This is a genomic window from Thiomicrospira sp., from assembly GCF_014859555.1.
Classification (GTDB): Bacteria; Pseudomonadota; Gammaproteobacteria; order Thiomicrospirales; family Thiomicrospiraceae; genus Thiomicrospira.
In genome coordinates, this window is the sequence record NZ_JACUTY010000053.1 from 1 (window position 1) to 15271 (window position 15271).

Annotated in this window: 16 protein-coding genes; 10 read left to right on the plus strand and 6 right to left on the minus strand. The window is 45.0% G+C overall.

Translation table 11 applies throughout. From position 1 onward, the window contains the following. The 4 genes from hemL to rpiA form a co-directional block, all read right to left on the minus strand. Window positions 1–1274 (minus strand): glutamate-1-semialdehyde 2,1-aminomutase (hemL, locus tag IBX48_RS08385; RefSeq protein ID WP_296833135.1); only part of this gene is annotated, 1274 nt, incomplete at its 3' end. A gap of 159 nt (window positions 1275–1433) precedes the next feature. Continuing rightward, the gene (gene thiE / locus IBX48_RS08390; RefSeq protein ID WP_296833137.1) at window positions 1434–2174 is read right to left on the minus strand and encodes a thiamine phosphate synthase; all 741 of its coding nucleotides are present in this window, start codon (window positions 2172–2174) and stop codon (window positions 1434–1436) included. Next, window positions 2128–2625 carry a TlpA disulfide reductase family protein gene (locus tag IBX48_RS08395; RefSeq protein WP_296833139.1) on the minus strand — a complete coding sequence of 166 codons (498 nt, stop codon included), beginning with the start codon at window positions 2623–2625 and terminating at the stop codon, window positions 2128–2130. The genes thiE and IBX48_RS08395 overlap by 47 nt, the downstream gene beginning before the upstream one ends. 106 nt (window positions 2626–2731) lie before the next feature. Further along, entirely contained in the window at window positions 2732–3394 is a 663-nt protein-coding gene (rpiA, locus tag IBX48_RS08400) for a ribose-5-phosphate isomerase RpiA (protein ID WP_296833141.1), read from the minus strand. A gap of 176 nt (window positions 3395–3570) precedes the next feature. Here rpiA and IBX48_RS08405 point away from each other — a divergent pair, with 176 nt between their 5' ends. After that, the gene (locus tag IBX48_RS08405; RefSeq protein ID WP_296833142.1) at window positions 3571–4005 is read left to right on the plus strand and encodes a hypothetical protein; all 435 of its coding nucleotides are present in this window, start codon (window positions 3571–3573) and stop codon (window positions 4003–4005) included. 103 nt (window positions 4006–4108) lie between these two features. After that, window positions 4109–6166 carry an EAL domain-containing protein gene (locus IBX48_RS08410; protein WP_296833144.1) on the plus strand — a complete coding sequence of 686 codons (2058 nt, stop codon included), beginning with the start codon at window positions 4109–4111 and terminating at the stop codon, window positions 6164–6166. Between the two features lie 48 nt (window positions 6167–6214). On the opposite strand, the gene lon is transcribed toward IBX48_RS08410, so the two are convergent. Next, window positions 6215–8866 (minus strand): endopeptidase La, encoded by a 2652-nt coding sequence (gene lon / locus IBX48_RS08415; protein ID WP_296833147.1) that lies wholly within the window; start codon window positions 8864–8866, stop codon window positions 6215–6217. 77 nt (window positions 8867–8943) lie between these two features. Here lon and mog point away from each other — a divergent pair, with 77 nt between their 5' ends. The 8 genes from mog to IBX48_RS08455 all read left to right on the plus strand — a co-directional run bounded on the left by mog (window position 8944) and on the right by IBX48_RS08455 (window position 14775). Then, complete coding sequence (gene mog, locus IBX48_RS08420; RefSeq protein WP_296833150.1) at window positions 8944–9495, plus strand: molybdopterin adenylyltransferase; 552 nt, start codon at window positions 8944–8946, stop codon at window positions 9493–9495. Continuing rightward, the gene (gene prmB, locus IBX48_RS08425) at window positions 9492–10424 is read left to right on the plus strand and encodes a 50S ribosomal protein L3 N(5)-glutamine methyltransferase (RefSeq protein WP_296833153.1); all 933 of its coding nucleotides are present in this window, start codon (window positions 9492–9494) and stop codon (window positions 10422–10424) included. Before mog ends, prmB begins: the two co-directional genes overlap by 4 nt. Before the next feature lie 11 nt (window positions 10425–10435). Then, window positions 10436–11410 carry a carbonic anhydrase family protein gene (locus tag IBX48_RS08430; RefSeq protein WP_296833156.1) on the plus strand — a complete coding sequence of 325 codons (975 nt, stop codon included), beginning with the start codon at window positions 10436–10438 and terminating at the stop codon, window positions 11408–11410. 90 nt (window positions 11411–11500) lie between these two features. Next, window positions 11501–12607, plus strand: a complete 1107-nt coding sequence (gene aroC / locus IBX48_RS08435) for a chorismate synthase (protein WP_296833159.1) — start codon at window positions 11501–11503, stop codon at window positions 12605–12607. Continuing rightward, a complete protein-coding gene (locus IBX48_RS08440) occupies window positions 12594–13760 on the plus strand; it encodes an MFS transporter (protein WP_296833163.1) in 1167 nt (388 codons plus the stop codon). Before aroC ends, IBX48_RS08440 begins: the two co-directional genes overlap by 14 nt. Window positions 13761–13813: 53 nt before the next feature. Further along, the gene (gene gloA, locus IBX48_RS08445; protein WP_296833166.1) at window positions 13814–14209 is read left to right on the plus strand and encodes a lactoylglutathione lyase; all 396 of its coding nucleotides are present in this window, start codon (window positions 13814–13816) and stop codon (window positions 14207–14209) included. A 3-nt stretch (window positions 14210–14212) separates the two neighbouring features. Beyond that, the gene (locus tag IBX48_RS08450; protein WP_296833169.1) at window positions 14213–14443 is read left to right on the plus strand and encodes a DUF2798 domain-containing protein; all 231 of its coding nucleotides are present in this window, start codon (window positions 14213–14215) and stop codon (window positions 14441–14443) included. 17 nt (window positions 14444–14460) lie between these two features. Further along, entirely contained in the window at window positions 14461–14775 is a 315-nt protein-coding gene (locus IBX48_RS08455; RefSeq protein ID WP_296833172.1) for a pyrimidine/purine nucleoside phosphorylase, read from the plus strand. A gap of 232 nt (window positions 14776–15007) precedes the next feature. Here the strand turns inward: IBX48_RS08455 and IBX48_RS08460 are convergent, their stop codons facing one another. Continuing rightward, complete coding sequence (locus tag IBX48_RS08460) at window positions 15008–15148, minus strand: hypothetical protein (protein ID WP_296833174.1); 141 nt, start codon at window positions 15146–15148, stop codon at window positions 15008–15010. Window positions 15149–15271: the final 123 nt, after the last annotated feature.

Consider the following 15271-nt stretch of genomic DNA (forward strand, 5'->3'; position numbering starts at 1 on the left):
GTTTTCATCACAATGCGTGCGGCTTCGATGGTTTGATCAATATCTGCATCGGTATGCGCGCTGGATACAAAACCGGCTTCGAACGCCGAGGGCGCTAAATAAACACCTTGGTTCAACATGCCGTGATAGAACTTACGGAAACGTTCCATATCGCACTTAGCCACTTCAGCAAAACGTGTAATGTTTTTGTCTTCTGAGAAGAAGAAACCAAACATCGCGCCGACTTGGTTAGTGGTAAAAGAAACCCCAGCTTCATCGGCTACGGCTTGTAAGCCATTTACTAAGCGTGTGGTTTTGGCTTCGAGGTTTTCAAAGAAACCGGGCGCACGTAGTAGGTGCAAGGTGGTTAAGCCCGCCGCCATTGCAATTGGGTTGCCTGACAGGGTGCCGGCTTGATAAACCGGGCCGAGTGGCGCGATGTGGCTCATGATTTCTTTTTTGCCGCCAAACGCGCCCACCGGCATACCGCCGCCGATCACTTTACCGAAGGTGGTTAGATCAGGAATCACGTTGTAACGGCCTTGTGCGCCGTCTAAACCAACTCGGAAACCACACATCACTTCGTCAAAAATCAGCACCGCACCCGATTGGTCGCAGACTTCACGCAGGGTTTCTAAAAAGCCCGGTTCTGGTGGAATGCAGTTCATGTTGCCGGCCACAGGTTCAACGATAATGCAGGCGATTTGATCACCAATGTCAGCAAATACTTTGCGAACTTCGTCTGAATCATTATAGGTTAGGGTAAGCGTTTCTGACGCCAATGCGGCAGGTACACCTGGAGAAGACGGCACGCCCAAAGTTAACGCGCCCGAACCGGCTTTAACTAATAAGGAGTCCGAATGGCCGTGGTAACAACCTTCAAATTTGACAATTTTGTCACGTCCGGTATAGCCACGTGCTAAACGGATCGCGGTCATGGTGGCTTCGGTGCCGGAACTAACCATGCGCACCATATCAAAGGACGGAATCAGTTCGCAGACTAAATCCGCCATGGTGGTTTCAAGTACGGTAGGCGCACCAAAACTTAAGCCGTGTTCAGCTTGTTTTTGTACCGCCTGAATCACCTCTGGATGGGCGTGGCCTAAAATTGCTGGGCCCCATGAACCTACATAATCAATATATTGCTTATCGTCTTCGTCGGTTAAATAAGCGCCTTTCGCCGATTTAAAAAATACCGGATCGCCGCCCACCCCTTTAAAGGCTCGAACGGGTGAATTCACACCGCCAGGAATGTGTTTTTGAGCGGCAATAAATAGATCATGAGAGCGAGACATAAGCATCCTTTTTGTTGTTTAACCACGAAGCCACAGAGACACGAAGCGGGTTTAATGTTATTTCGAAGCATGGATAAAAACTCAGATTAGGCGCTAAACGTCGTTTCGCCAAGTTAAGTGCATCTTCGTGCCTTCGTGACTCTGTGGTAAAAATAAAAATTATACCTTGAATAGGCTTGCGATGTCAGTCGCGGCTTGACGGATGTTAGATTGTGCAAAAACACCTTGAATTACCGCAACACTATGCGCGCCGCTTTGAATTAATTGAGAAGCGTTGTGAGCGGTGATCCCGCCAATCGCTACAATCGGGATATTAAGTTGTGCACGTGCTTGTGTCAGTGTCGTCAAATCGGCTGGCGGGGCGTGAGGTTTGGTCTTGGAGGGAAAAAACCGACCAAACGCGACATAATCCGCCCCTAGGTCTTGCATGCGCTGCGCGAGGCGTAAATCGTTGTAGCAGGATAGTCCGATAATGGCCTGGTCACCTAACGCCTCTCGCGCTTGAATGAGGTTACTGTCATTTTTACCAAGGTGTACACCATCAGCTCCACACGCCATAGCTAAATCAATTGAGTCATTAATAATCAACCAGGCCTGGTGGTTTTGGCACAGCGTTTTAAGCTGTTTTGCGATATCAATTTGTGCGGCAAAAGGCGTGGTTTTATCTCGATATTGAATAATGCGTGCGCCCCCCGATAGCGCTTCACGCACATGCTTAATCACCACCAGGCCTGGTGACAGCTTGGGGTCGGTAATGGCATATAAACCCTGAGTAGGCATGGTTAAAAAGGTGGGAGGGGATTGAAACAGCCCAAGATTGGGCTGTAAGAGCGATTCAAATCTTTCATCAAAGTTAGAGCTGAGGGCTGAGTTGGGCAATACGTTGGCGTAAGAAATCAAAGTCGCTGTCGCCAATTTTGCGGTACATAATATTGCCGTTTGGTGCAATTAAAAACGTGGTGGGCGTTAAGCGAATTTTACCAAAGGCTTCGCTGTAGGCCGCATCGGTGTCTTGCACAAAGTTAAATGGGTAGGGGTTGGCTCGAATAAACGCTTCAACCTGTTGTTTTGGATCATAATCCATTGAAATGGCAATAATTTCTAGACGATCACCAAATTCTTCTTTTAGCTTGGCTAAATCAGGCATTTTTGAGACACAGCTCGGACAGGAGGTCGCCCAGAAATTAACTAAAACGGTTTTTTTCGGAAAGTTCAGTGCAATTTCTTCACCTGTGTTTAAGCTGACATTTAGCGCTGGGGCTTTGTCACCGCCAGAGAAGGAAAAGAAAACTATTGCACCGATTAAAATAACAACCAGGGCTGCAAATAACTTAGTTGAAAGGTTTTTCATAGGTTGCTCCGTGGTGTATTGATTCACTACCAAGACAAAAAGGAACACAGTAAAAGCCTTTTAATAGAAAGGTCTGTATGACTTTATTGTCTAGGTAGTTCAAATATTAAGCTGTAATCGTTTCAACGCCTTTTTGACTGCCACATAAAAATACATCGGCTTTACGACAGGCAAATAAACCGTTGGTTACGACACCAACGATTTGGTTGATTTCGGTTTCCATTGCGACCGGATCGGTAATTTTTAAACCGTGAACGTCTAAAATGATGTTGCCATTGTCGGTGGTAAACCCTTCACGTAATACCGGTTCGCCAGCAAAACGTTTAACAATTTCACGTGCCACATAACTGCGCGCCATCGGGATGACTTCAATCGGCAGAGGGAATTTACCCAAAACGTCGACCTTTTTGCTTTCATCCGCGATGCAAACGAATTTCTTGGCAACGGCTAACACAATTTTTTCACGGGTTAAGGCACCACCGCCACCTTTAACCAGGTGTAAAGCTGGGTCGGCTTCGTCTGCGCCGTCAATATAGACCGAAATTTCGCTCACGCTGTTTAGGTCAAGCACCGGAATACCGTGTCCACGCAAACGCTCGGCTGAGGCTTCTGAGCTGGCCACCGTACCTTCAATGGTATGTTTGATTTTAGCCAATTCATCAATAAAGAAGTTGGCGGTTGAGCCAGTGCCTACGCCAATAATGGTTTCTGGAACCACATGCTCAATGGCGGCTTTGGCCACCAGTTGTTTTAATTCGTCTTGTGTCATCTATGTGTCCACCCTTTATATTATTATGTTTTTCTATAAGCAAAACTGCCGGTCATTTTAAAACAAAACGACCTCAAAAGTATAGCCAAGATGATGCTAGCCCTAGTTTTAGCCATCCGGTGGTATACTTTTAGCCGGTTTTAAATGAATTAATTGTTTTATTGTGAGGTTTTTAAATGCGACGTTATGGGTTTTATGCGGTGTTATGCGTGTTAGTTTTAGGTTTGCAAGGCTGTTTCGAAAGTAAGCCTTCCAACTTAGCCGTCGAGGTGATGGCCAAGCGTTATTGGCAAGACAACTTAAAAATGAATGATTTATTTCCACTCACGGAAGCTAAAATGATCAATGCTCACAAGCAGGGTTCGGATGTCTATATTGCTCAGGTTCGTTACCGTATCAAAGCGGCAATTAATGAAACCGATTTGGTCGCGAGTTTGCAACAGGCGGATCAGGAGGGGGTAAAAACTCATTTGGATCAACCGGCAGTAATTTCAGTATTAAAAGCCTTGCCGCATGGATTTCGCCAAAATGATACGTTTGAATTGGTTAAACAACTGCAATTTCGTAATGGTTCGCGAGGCTGGTTGTTAGAGAAGGAGTTGGCGCTCTAGTGAGTTGATTTCTATTAAAAAATACCCAAGGTTTAAGTAGCTCCATCTGTTTTTTTTGCCGATTCTATGCGATAGTTGACCTCTGGTTGATGGGAGGGATGATATGGATCGTTTAACTGAAACAGAAAATTGGCTATTCAAACGCACTTGGTGGGGCTTAATTAGCTTGGTGTTAGTTTTAACGCTAAGTTTTCAAGCCTTATTTTTCTTACTGCAATACCGCGATAACACCCATCAATTAGAAGCCTTTCAAAATAAACTTTTTCAACAAGAGTTTTCAGACCTGCAGTCGCATTTAGAACGCGAATTAAACCAAATTCAACAGTCTTTAAAAGCCAACCAGTTTGATCCCAAACAAGCCATTGAGCGTTTACGTTCGCAGCGTTTTGGCCTTGAAGACCGCGGCTACTTTTTTGTGCTGCAGTTGCATGATATTGACGGCGGGCCGGAATTTGCCGAGCATTTATTGTTACCGATAGATCCGAGTCAAGAAGGGGTGTTGATGGATTCGGGCTTGCAAGACGAAAGAGGCTTTGCTTACCGTGATCAGTATTTATCTCAGTTGCGCGAAACTGGTCAGGCTCAAGTGAGTTACTGGTACAGCAAGCCCGGTACGGATTATTCAAGCGAGAAGACCAGTTACATTCATTTGATTCCCGAATTGAGCTGGGTGCTAGGGGCGGGTTTGTATCTGGATGATTTTGCTGTTCTGGTAGCGCAATATCATGCCAATCAGCAAGGCCGTTTAATCAGTAGCGCGATGTGGTCTTTGAGTGTCAGTTTTGTGTTGGTGTTGCTCGCCTTGTTAGTGATGCGTTATCACAATCGGCAATCCATGAGTCGCTTGCATAAACTGCACCAGCAAGTATCGGACTTTCAATCACAAATGGTGTCTTACAGCCATCGTTTACAGGTGGATGTTGAGCGAAAAGCTAGGCAGTTGGAAAAAATGTATCAGGTAGATACTTTAACGCAGGTGTTAAATCGATATAAATTGAAACAAGATATCGCCGATTTATGCAAAAATGAAGCCGTTTTGATGGTTAATATTGATGGCTTTAAAGAAATTAACGAGGTGTTTGGCAACGAAATCGGCGATGTGATTTTGTGTGAGTTGGCGTATAAGCTTAAAAAGCGCTTTGTAGAAGACCGGGTGTATCGCCTCAATTCTGATGTGTTTGTGGTGATTTTTACACCAGATTTAAATGAAGATGTGCTGATTTTATTAAATGAGTTACATCATCATATCGTGCGTGATCGATTGCCGCAGTTTAATGATCATGATGTCGATTTTAATGTCACGATTGTGGGCACGCAGGAGCATGAAAACACGTTAGGACGCTTGGAAATGACGATGCTGCATGCCAAGTTTAAGCGTGTAAATACTTTATGCTATAGCCCTGACTTGGATTATTCCGCCCAATATCGTTCTAACTTATCCATTAGTCATGAGATTCGAACGGCAATTGATCAAGATCGGGTAGTGCCAATGTTTCAAGCGATTCGGAATTTGCACACTAACCGAGTCACACATTATGAATGTTTGATGCGGATTGCAGATGATGATGGTTATCGAACCCCTGCGAATTTTTTGCATGTTGCGCAACGCTCTAAACTCTATCCGGAATTAGTACGAATTATGTTGCAAAAGTCGTTTGCGGCGTTTGAAGACTCAGAACTCAATTTCAGCATCAATTTATCTTACGAAGACATCATCAGCGATGATATTCGACACACCATTATTGGTTTGTTAAATGAGAACAACGCCGGACGAGTCATTTTCGAGATTTTAGAGTCTGAAGGGATTGAGAATTATCCGGAAGTTTCGCATTTTATCAGCGAAGTGAAAGCACGCGGCTGCAAAATTGCGATAGATGATTTTGGTACTGGTTACTCCAATTTTGAACACCTATTAAAACTCAATGTCGATTATATAAAGTTGGACGGCACTTTAGTAGAAGGTTTGCTGGAAAATAAAGAAGCGCAATATGTGGTCGAAAGCGTAGTGTATTTTGCTAAAAATGTCGGGATTAAAGTGATTGCCGAGTTTGTTAGCCAACCGGCTTTAATTGAAATGGTAAAAAATCTTGGGATCGATTATGCGCAAGGTTATGCGATTGGTTATCCGAGTGTAGACCTGTTGCCTGATGATGAGTCTTAGAGTTGGATAACGTCCAGCACCAGGCCTGGTGCTGGTTCCAATAAAAATTTAACTTTCTTTAACGGCACTTTCCGGTTTTAGCGCGGGTTTTTCAAGGCGTTTAAGCGCATTGGATTTGCTGCGAATATTAAACGTCAGCTTCGCCACGTCATCAAACACCTTGGCAAAATGCACCGTCATATCGGTTTTGAGATAATCTGGCAACTCGTTGTAATCTTTACGATTATCGTCCGGTAAAATCAACTCTTTTAAACCAATGCGTTTGGCCGCAATGACTTTTTCGCGAATGCCACCGACAGGCAACACTTGACCAGTTAAACTGAGCTCCCCTGTCATCGCGAGTGGACGAATTACCGCTTCATCACGCGCGAGCGATAACAGAGCCGTGGCCATGGTAATGCCCGCACTCGGGCCATCTTTAGGTGTAGAGCCATCCGGTACGTGTAAATGCACAAAGGCTTCATCAAAAAATTTCGGGTCGGCCTTAAATTTCTCCAGGTTCGATGAAATATAGCTGTAAGCAATGCCGGCTGATTCTTGCATCACTTCACCCAGTTGACCGGATAATTTAAAACCACGATTAAGGGTATGCACACGACCGGCTTCGATGGTTAAGGTCACGCCACCCATCGATGTCCAAGCTAAACCGGTTACCGTGCCGATTTGTTGTTGGTGTTTTTCTAGCCCAAAACGCGGTTGGCCTAAATAGGTTTCGAGTTGATTTAGATGCAAACGTGCTTGTTCAATTTCACCCGTCACCAGTTTTATTGCAACTTTACGAATTAACTTCGCCAGTTGTTTTTTCAAATTACGCACACCGGCTTCACGCGCATAACCTTCAATGACTTGACGAATAGCGGCGGGTGTAATTTGTACCTGCTGTTTAGTTAAGCCGGCGTCTTTTAATAACTGCGGCCAGAGATGATGTTTAGCTATCTGGATTTTTTCTTCGGTGATATAACCCGATAAACGAATCACTTCCATGCGATCAAGTAATGGCCCTGGAATACTATCCAATGTGTTGGCGGTACAGATAAAGACCGCTTTAGACAAGTCAAAACGTAAGTCCATAAAGTGATCCATAAACTCGTGGTTTTGCTCCGGGTCTAATACTTCGAGCAAGGCCGAAGCTGGGTCACCCTGATAGGAGGCGCCAATTTTATCGACTTCATCCAGCATAATGACTGGGTTGGCGGTTTGGCAGTCTTTTAAAGCTTGCACAAACTTACCCGGCATCGCGCCAATATAGGTTCGACGATGGCCTTTAATTTCGGCTTCATCACGCATGCCGCCTACTGAAAAACGATAAAACTGGCGTCCAAGCGTGTCGGCAATGGAACGGCCAATCGAGGTTTTCCCCACACCAGGTGGCCCAACTAAGCAGATAATCGAACCGGACACTTCGCCTTTTAAAGCCCCCACCGCTAAAAACTCTAGAATACGATCTTTCACATCGTCTAAGCCGTCGTGGCCTTTGTCTAAAATTTTACGCGCGCGTTTAAGATCGAGTTTGTCTTTACTGTGTTTGCCCCAAGGCAGTTGAGTCAACCAATCTAACCAGTTACGCGACACATTATATTCGGGTGATTGTGGGTCTAAAATAGCGAGTTTATTGAGTTCTTCCTCGGCTTTCTTTTCAGCCTCTTCGGTGAGGGCTAAATCTTGCATACGTTCATGGAAAAGATCGGCATCAGCGGTGCGATCATCTTTGACGATACCGAGTTCTTTTTGAATTTCTTTTAACTGTTGGCGCAAGAAAAAATCACGTTGTTGATCGCTTAGGTTTTCTTCAACTCGTTCACGGATATTGAATTGCAGTTTGGTGACTTCAATTTCATGCTTAAACAAGGCCAACACTTTTTCGAGGCGTTCCATTAAATCCAGGGTTTCGAGCACATCTTGCAATTGTTCGGTATTTGCGGTGGTAATCGCGGCCGCAAAATCCGCCAAGTGTTCGGGGTCTTCCGGATTGTAGCGATTTAAAAAGTAACGTAATTCTTCGCTGTAGAGCGGGTTAAGCGGCAAAAGCTCACGAAACGCATTCATGATCGCCAAACCATAAGCTTTGTATTCTTTGTCGGTCGCGGTACGAATGTCTTTGGGATAACGAACTTGGGCTTTATAAGGCGCTTTGTCGCTTAACCAATGTTCAATTTCGAAACGACACACGCCTTCAGCCACCAGCTGAATATGATGTTCACGAATTTTAGGCTCGTGAATTCGAATTAAGGTACCGATTTTATGGAATTCGTCCGGTTTGGCGTTGTGGTGGTCTTCGTTATCGACATAAATTACCCCCACGTGTTTCGCACCACTTTCGGTAATCGCCTCTATGGTTTCGAGCCAGACACTTTTATTCAAAACCACCGGTAGTGTTTGCCCCGGGAAAAATGGCCGCTCTCTAATGGGGATTAAAAAAATCGCCTGCGGCAAGCTCTGAGTGGCTTTCGCTAATAAGTTCGGTGTAATGTCGGCTTCATAACTTACGGTATCGTCAGATTCGATGGCACCAAGTATGGCCTCATGCTGCTCGGATACGTCTGGTTTAATGTCAGCTTGATCATTCGGCTCAATTGAATCGTCAGTGCCAGGAGACACTTTACTTGGGCTCTGGTCTGATGGCTTCGAGGCTGTATCGCCCGAATCATCTTCGGACACAGCAATAGTTGGGTTTTCTGGTTCTAATTCTGAATTGCTCATACAGGCTTCAATTTTATATTAGTTAGTGAATTACGGTATCATATGCGGGTCTTAATGCTCAGTTTCAAGGGGAGTGCATGCAAAACATTAAAATTGGCTTTGTTACGGTTTCAGATCGTGCCAGTTCCGGCGTTTATGAAGACTTGGGAGGTCCTGCCATGCAGGCGTGGATAACTCAAGCCTTATCAACAAGTTGGCAAGCCGTGCCGAAACTGATTCCGGATGAGCAGTCCACCATAGAGCAAACTTTAACTCAGTTGGTTGATGACGAGGGTTGCTGTCTGATTTTAACCACGGGTGGCACAGGGCCGGCTAAACGTGATGTCACACCTGAAGCGACCAGGGCGGTATGCGATAAAATATTAGATGGATTTGCCGAGCAAATGCGGGCGGTATCATTGCAATATGTGCCGACTGCCATTTTGTCGCGCCAAATTGCGGGTACTCGGGGAAATTGTCTAATTATTAACTTACCGGGTAAACCATCGGCGATTGGCGAGTGTTTAGAGGCGGTTTTTCCAGCCGTGCCTTATTGTATTGACTTGATAGATGGCCCATTTTTAGAAACCCATGACGACTTTGTGAAAGCGTTTCGACCTAAACATGCAAAACAAAAGGCTAACGAGTGAGTAATTTAAACTACCAGCCAGAAGGCTTGGAAAGCGTGGAAGACTTTATTCGCTGGGGTGGTTCGTTATTTCAAAAAGCAGGCCTGGTGTTCGGACATGGCACGGATAATGCATTCGATGATGCTAAGGTGTTGGTTTTGCATAGTTTAAGCCTGCCTTGGAGTTTGGCTGAGCAATATTGCAAAGCACGATTGACCGATCATGAACGTCACGAAGTAACGGAGTTGTTGCGTCGTCGAGTAGAAACTCGCCAACCAAGTGCGTATTTAATTGGTGAGGCGATGTTTGCCGGGTTGAAGTTTTATGTCAATCAGCACACGCTGGTACCGCGCTCGCCGATTGCTGAGTTAATTGCGCAAGATTATCGACCTTGGGTTGAGCCAGAATCCGTGAATCGAGTATTGGATTTATGTACTGGATCGGGTTGTATCGGTATTGCGTCATTACAAGCTTTGCCAAATGCGAGCGTAGATTTAGTGGATATTTCGCCAGAAGCTTTGGAAGTGGCTCAGCGAAATATTGAGCGTTACGATTTAGATACTGAGGCGCGAGTGATAAAGTCAGATTTGTTCTCAGCCTTAACTGGCGAACGATATGACCTAATTGTGTCAAACCCGCCTTATGTTGATCAGATTGAAATGGACGCGTTACCCGAGGAATTTAAAGCTGAGCCTGCATTGGGTTTGGCGGCCGGCGAAGATGGCTTAGACTTGGTTCGTAAAATTTTGGCTCAGGCCGCAGAGCACTTGACCGAAGACGGCGTGTTAATTGTCGAGGTGGGTGTATCGCAATATTATTTGGAGCAGGAATATCCCGAGCTTCCCTTCTATTGGTTTGAATTTGAACATGGAGGAGAGGGTGTATTTGCTATTAATCGCAATGAGTTGGAGTTGTTTCAGGATATTTTGAATCAACGCGTAAATGGTTGAGAGGAGTCGACATGAATAAGTGGCTAGCGGTATGGGCATTAAGTCTTTTATCGGCAGGCGTATGGGCCGAAGATCCTTTAATTGATTTGGCTTCTGAGATTGAATCTGAAGCGATTGAACAAGGAGTGGCGGATACTCAGCCAGCTACGCAGACGGCTCAGGATTCTGAACAAGCGAGTTCTGAAAGTTCAGCCACTGATCCTCAGCCAAGCACACCTAGTTTAGCGTCGGTCTTGGCCGAACCAGCCGAATGGGGTTATGTGGCAGAGAAAGCACCACGTTATTGGGCGCAATTAGATTCACGTTATCAAACCTGCGCATTAGGCAAAAATCAGTCACCTATCAATTTAACCAGCCAGCAGGCCGTTCACACGCGAGGTTTACCCGCTTTGGACATTGCTTATCGTGACGTTCCGTTGCGATTAATTCATTCGGATCATGGTTTACGCGGTAACTATCCTTTAGGCAGTTATATTCGGTTAGGTGAGCAACGATATGAGTTAACGCATTACACTTTCCATACGCCAAGTGAACATCATATTGAAGGTTTCGCTTACCCGATGGAGATTCACTTGGTGCACCGTAATGGCGAAGGCCATCAAGTGGTGATGAGTGTGATTGTGCAGGAAGGTGAAAACAATGAACAGCTTGACACGATTCTGAACAACTTGCCAAATGAGAAAGACAAATTGCAAGTATTTGAAAGGGTAAATTTTAATCCGGTTAAGTTTTTACCAGCAGACAAACGTTTTTACCGTTATATCGGCTCTATGACTCAGCCACCTTGTAATGAGGGTGTGGTCTGGTTGGTGTTTACTAAGCCGATTCAAGCCTCTATCGGTCAGTTGGTCAGGTTGAATGAACTGATGGGCGATAACGCCCGACCTTTGCAAGGATTAAATGGTCGTGTGCCGATGAAGTCTTGGATGCAGGGATCGGATGCCCACCCTTCTCAATCGTCACCAGGTTACTATTTTGATTATTAAATTCGATAGACCAGCTTGGATGATTGGGTTGGTCTAAAACACAATACAGTACGTTAATACAGCAACACAATAGATTAGGAATAAACGAATATGGCGGGCAACACCTTAGGGCAAGTTTTTCGAGTCACCACATTTGGCGAAAGCCACGGTTTGGCATTAGGCTGCATTATTGATGGTTGCCCACCAGGCTTAGTGATTAGTGAAGCGGATATTCAGGCTGAACTAGATCGCCGTAAACCGGGTACTTCAAAATTCACCACTGCGCGGCGTGAACCCGACCAGGTTAAAATTCTGTCAGGCGTGTTTGAAGGGGTGACAACCGGTACACCAATTGGTTTGTTAATCGAGAATACCGATCAGCGTTCACAAGACTATTCGAAAATTTCAGAAACCTTTCGTCCAGCGCACGCGGACTATACTTATTTACAAAAATACGGGGTGCGTGATTATCGTGGGGGTGGGCGTTCATCGGCGCGTGAAACCGCGATGCGTGTCGCCGCTGGGGCGATTGCCAAAAAATATTTAAAAGAACGTTTAGGTGTCGAAGTGCGCGGTTATTTATCGCAGTTAGGCCCCATCAAAGTCGAGCAGGTTGACTGGTCAATCATTGATAATAATCCGTTTTTTTGCCCAGATTTTGCCAAGGTAGCCGAAATGGAAGCCTATATGACCGAGCTGAAAAAAACCGGTGATTCAATTGGTGCCAAGATTACAATCGTGGCCAAAAACGTACCGGTAGGTTTAGGTGAACCGGTGTTTGATCGTTTAGATGCCGATTTGGCCCATGCGTTAATGAGCATTAACGCGGTTAAAGGGGTCGAAATTGGCGATGGCTTTGAGGTTGTCGAGCAAAAAGGCACCCAGCATCGCGATGAAATGTCGCCTGAAAAAGGCTTTATGTCGAATCATGCGGGGGGCATTTTGGGGGGTATTTCAAGCGGACAAGACATTATTGCGCATATCGCGCTTAAGCCGACTTCGAGTGTAACCGTGCCAGGTAAAAGCATTAACCGCCAAGGCGAAGCGGTAGAAATGATTACCAAGGGTCGCCATGATCCTTGTGTCGGGATTCGAGCGACGCCGATTGCTGAAGCCCAGATGGCGATTGTATTGTTAGATCATTTTATGCGCCAGCGAGCGCAGAATGGTGATGTGGTGCCGCCTGTAATGGATTTGGCGAAAATTGCACACTCCTAGCGAAGCCTCAGCGCGCCTGCCAGCGGCGCGCTTATCGACTTATTATTTCTTTTATTTCACTTTGTTTGGTACCTTGTTGCCATTTTTTGGTCTGTATATGCAATCGCTGGGTTTCAGTGCATGGCAGATAGGTCAAGTGATGGCGGTTTTAATTGGTACTAAAATTGTTGCGCCTTATATTTGGGGCTGGCTCGCTGATCAAACTGGTCATATGATGCGCTGGGTGAGGGTGTGTATTGGTTTCGCCAGCTTGGCTTCGATTGGCCTGTTGTGGACGCAAAGCTTTGAAGGTGTATTGCTGGTGGTGGCCTTGTTTAGTTTTTTCTGGCATGGCGGTTTACCTTTATTTGAAGCTTATACCTTCAGTCAGCTCGGATCGCAGAAAGCCCGCTATGGCAAAGTGCGTTTATGGGGGTCAATTGGGTTTATTGTCGCGGTATTGGCGTTAGGCGAATTGTTTACACGTTGGGAACTGGCGGGGTTTCCATGGGTAATTTTAGGGCTGTTTGTGGCTTTATGGCTAACAAGCTGGACCTTAAAAGATCACGCCCAAATGCCGACAGATGAAACCGACAATCAGTTTTGGGTTATTGCTCGTTCACCAATCGTTTGGTCATTATTGGCGGTGAGTTTTTTAATTCAGTTCTCGCACGGTACTTACTATAATTTTTTCTCGATTGATTTAGCCAGTTACGGTTATAGCAAAAGCCTGATTGCCGGTTTATGGGCGTTAGGCGTGACCGCCGAAATTTTTGTATTTTTTTGGATGGTGCATTTATTTGCCCACTACCGGGTTCGAGCACTTATTCTAGCGAGTTTGATTTTGACCTTAATTCGTTGGCAAATGAACATATGGGGCATTGAAAGTTTAAGTGTGATGATGCTGGCGCAATTATTACATGCGGCGAGTTTTGGCTTGTTTCATGCCGCGGCTTTGCATTTGATTGACAGTTTGTTTTATGGCGCCAATCGCGGGCGAGGTCAAGCACTTTATGCTACGGCAAGCCAAGGGCTGGGTGGCGCTTTGGGTGCATTAGGCGCGGGGCTAACTTGGACGCTGGGTGGCGCTATGCTATCGTATATGGTTTCAAGTTTGGCGGTGTTTATCGGGCTAATAATAGCTTGGCGCTGGTTGCGACCCGTAACGCTGTAAATCAACCACCAGGCCTGGTGGTTGTGAATGGAGTTTTAGAAAGGAGAGACAATATGCGTTTATTACACACCATGCTGCGTGTGGGTGACTTGCAAAAGTCGATTGATTTTTATACCAACGTGATGGGCATGACGTTATTGCGTCAAAAAGACTATCCGGCCGGTGAGTTTACCTTGGCCTTTTTAGGTTATGGCGATGAGTCAGACCACACGGTATTGGAACTAACCTACAACTGGGGCGTGTCCAAATACGACTTAGGTGAAGGGTATGGTCACATCGCAATTGAAGTGCCGGATGTGTACAAATCAGCGGAGGCCGCAAAATCAAAAGGCGCTAAAATTTTACGTGAAGCTGGGCCAATGAATGCCGGTACCACCATTATTGCGTTTATTGAGGACCCTGACGGATACCAAATTGAACTGATCGGTGCGGATCATCAACGAGGGTAAGTTATGATTATTTCAGCCAAACACCAGTATGTTGTGTTTGCATTTTTTATGTCTTTTATCATGTCAGCGATTATGTCGTTTGTGATCAGTTTAATTAACTTGGGATGGGTTGATAACATAATTTCAATTTGGTTTCAGGCTTGGGTTATGGCGTTTATTGTGGCTTTTCCAGTGATCTTAATCGTGGGACCGTTTGTAAGAAAGTTAGTCAGCTGGGTTGTTAAACAACCCTAAATAAAATAGGAAAAAATATGTCTGCAAATTTTGAAAATGTCACCGTTGTTAAACAAGCGAATGTTTATTTCGATGGTAAGGTGACGAGTCGAGTGGTTAAGTTTAATGATGGTTCGCGTAAAACCCTGGGTATTATGATGCCGGGTGATTATGAGTTTGGCACGGATGAAAACGAGTTAATGGAAATTATGGCCGGTGAAGTTGAGATTTTACTGCCGGGTGAAACTCAATGGCAAACAATCAAAGGTGGCGAGTCGTTTAACGTACCGGCGAATGCTAAGTTTGGTATTAAGGTCAAATCAGTGACAGATTATTGCTGTACTTATTCTTAATTCATAGAGACCTTTGCACGAGTGAGGCGCGAAAGAAAAATGAAGAAAAATTTGCCTGATTGCGGCGGGAAATGCAGTGAATAGCTGGCTATTCGCAAGTTTTCCAACAAAAATCAGGTGAATTTTAACCATTTTTATTCGTGCATTCACTCGTGCAAAGGTCTCTCATAATACTTCTGCCCAATATGAAGTGGGGTAGAGGCATTAACTTTCTACTGAGCTAGTTGAAGGCTTAATCCGCGTTTTGGGTTAGGCCTTTTTGTTTGCGTTTGCGGTGTTTTTGCCATTTAAAAATGAACAAAACGCTCAGTTTTAATGTCACTAAAACCACAAATGAAATCATAGCAATGGTGCCGATATTTTCAATCCACATAGAAAGTCCTTATAGTTTAGATTAGGGCTTTAGTCTTCTCGCATAACAAAAGTTTTAGCATCATTTAGGTTGGGCACCTCGATTAACCCCTGGTTGATTCTGCGGGACTTAAAAGGTCACTTA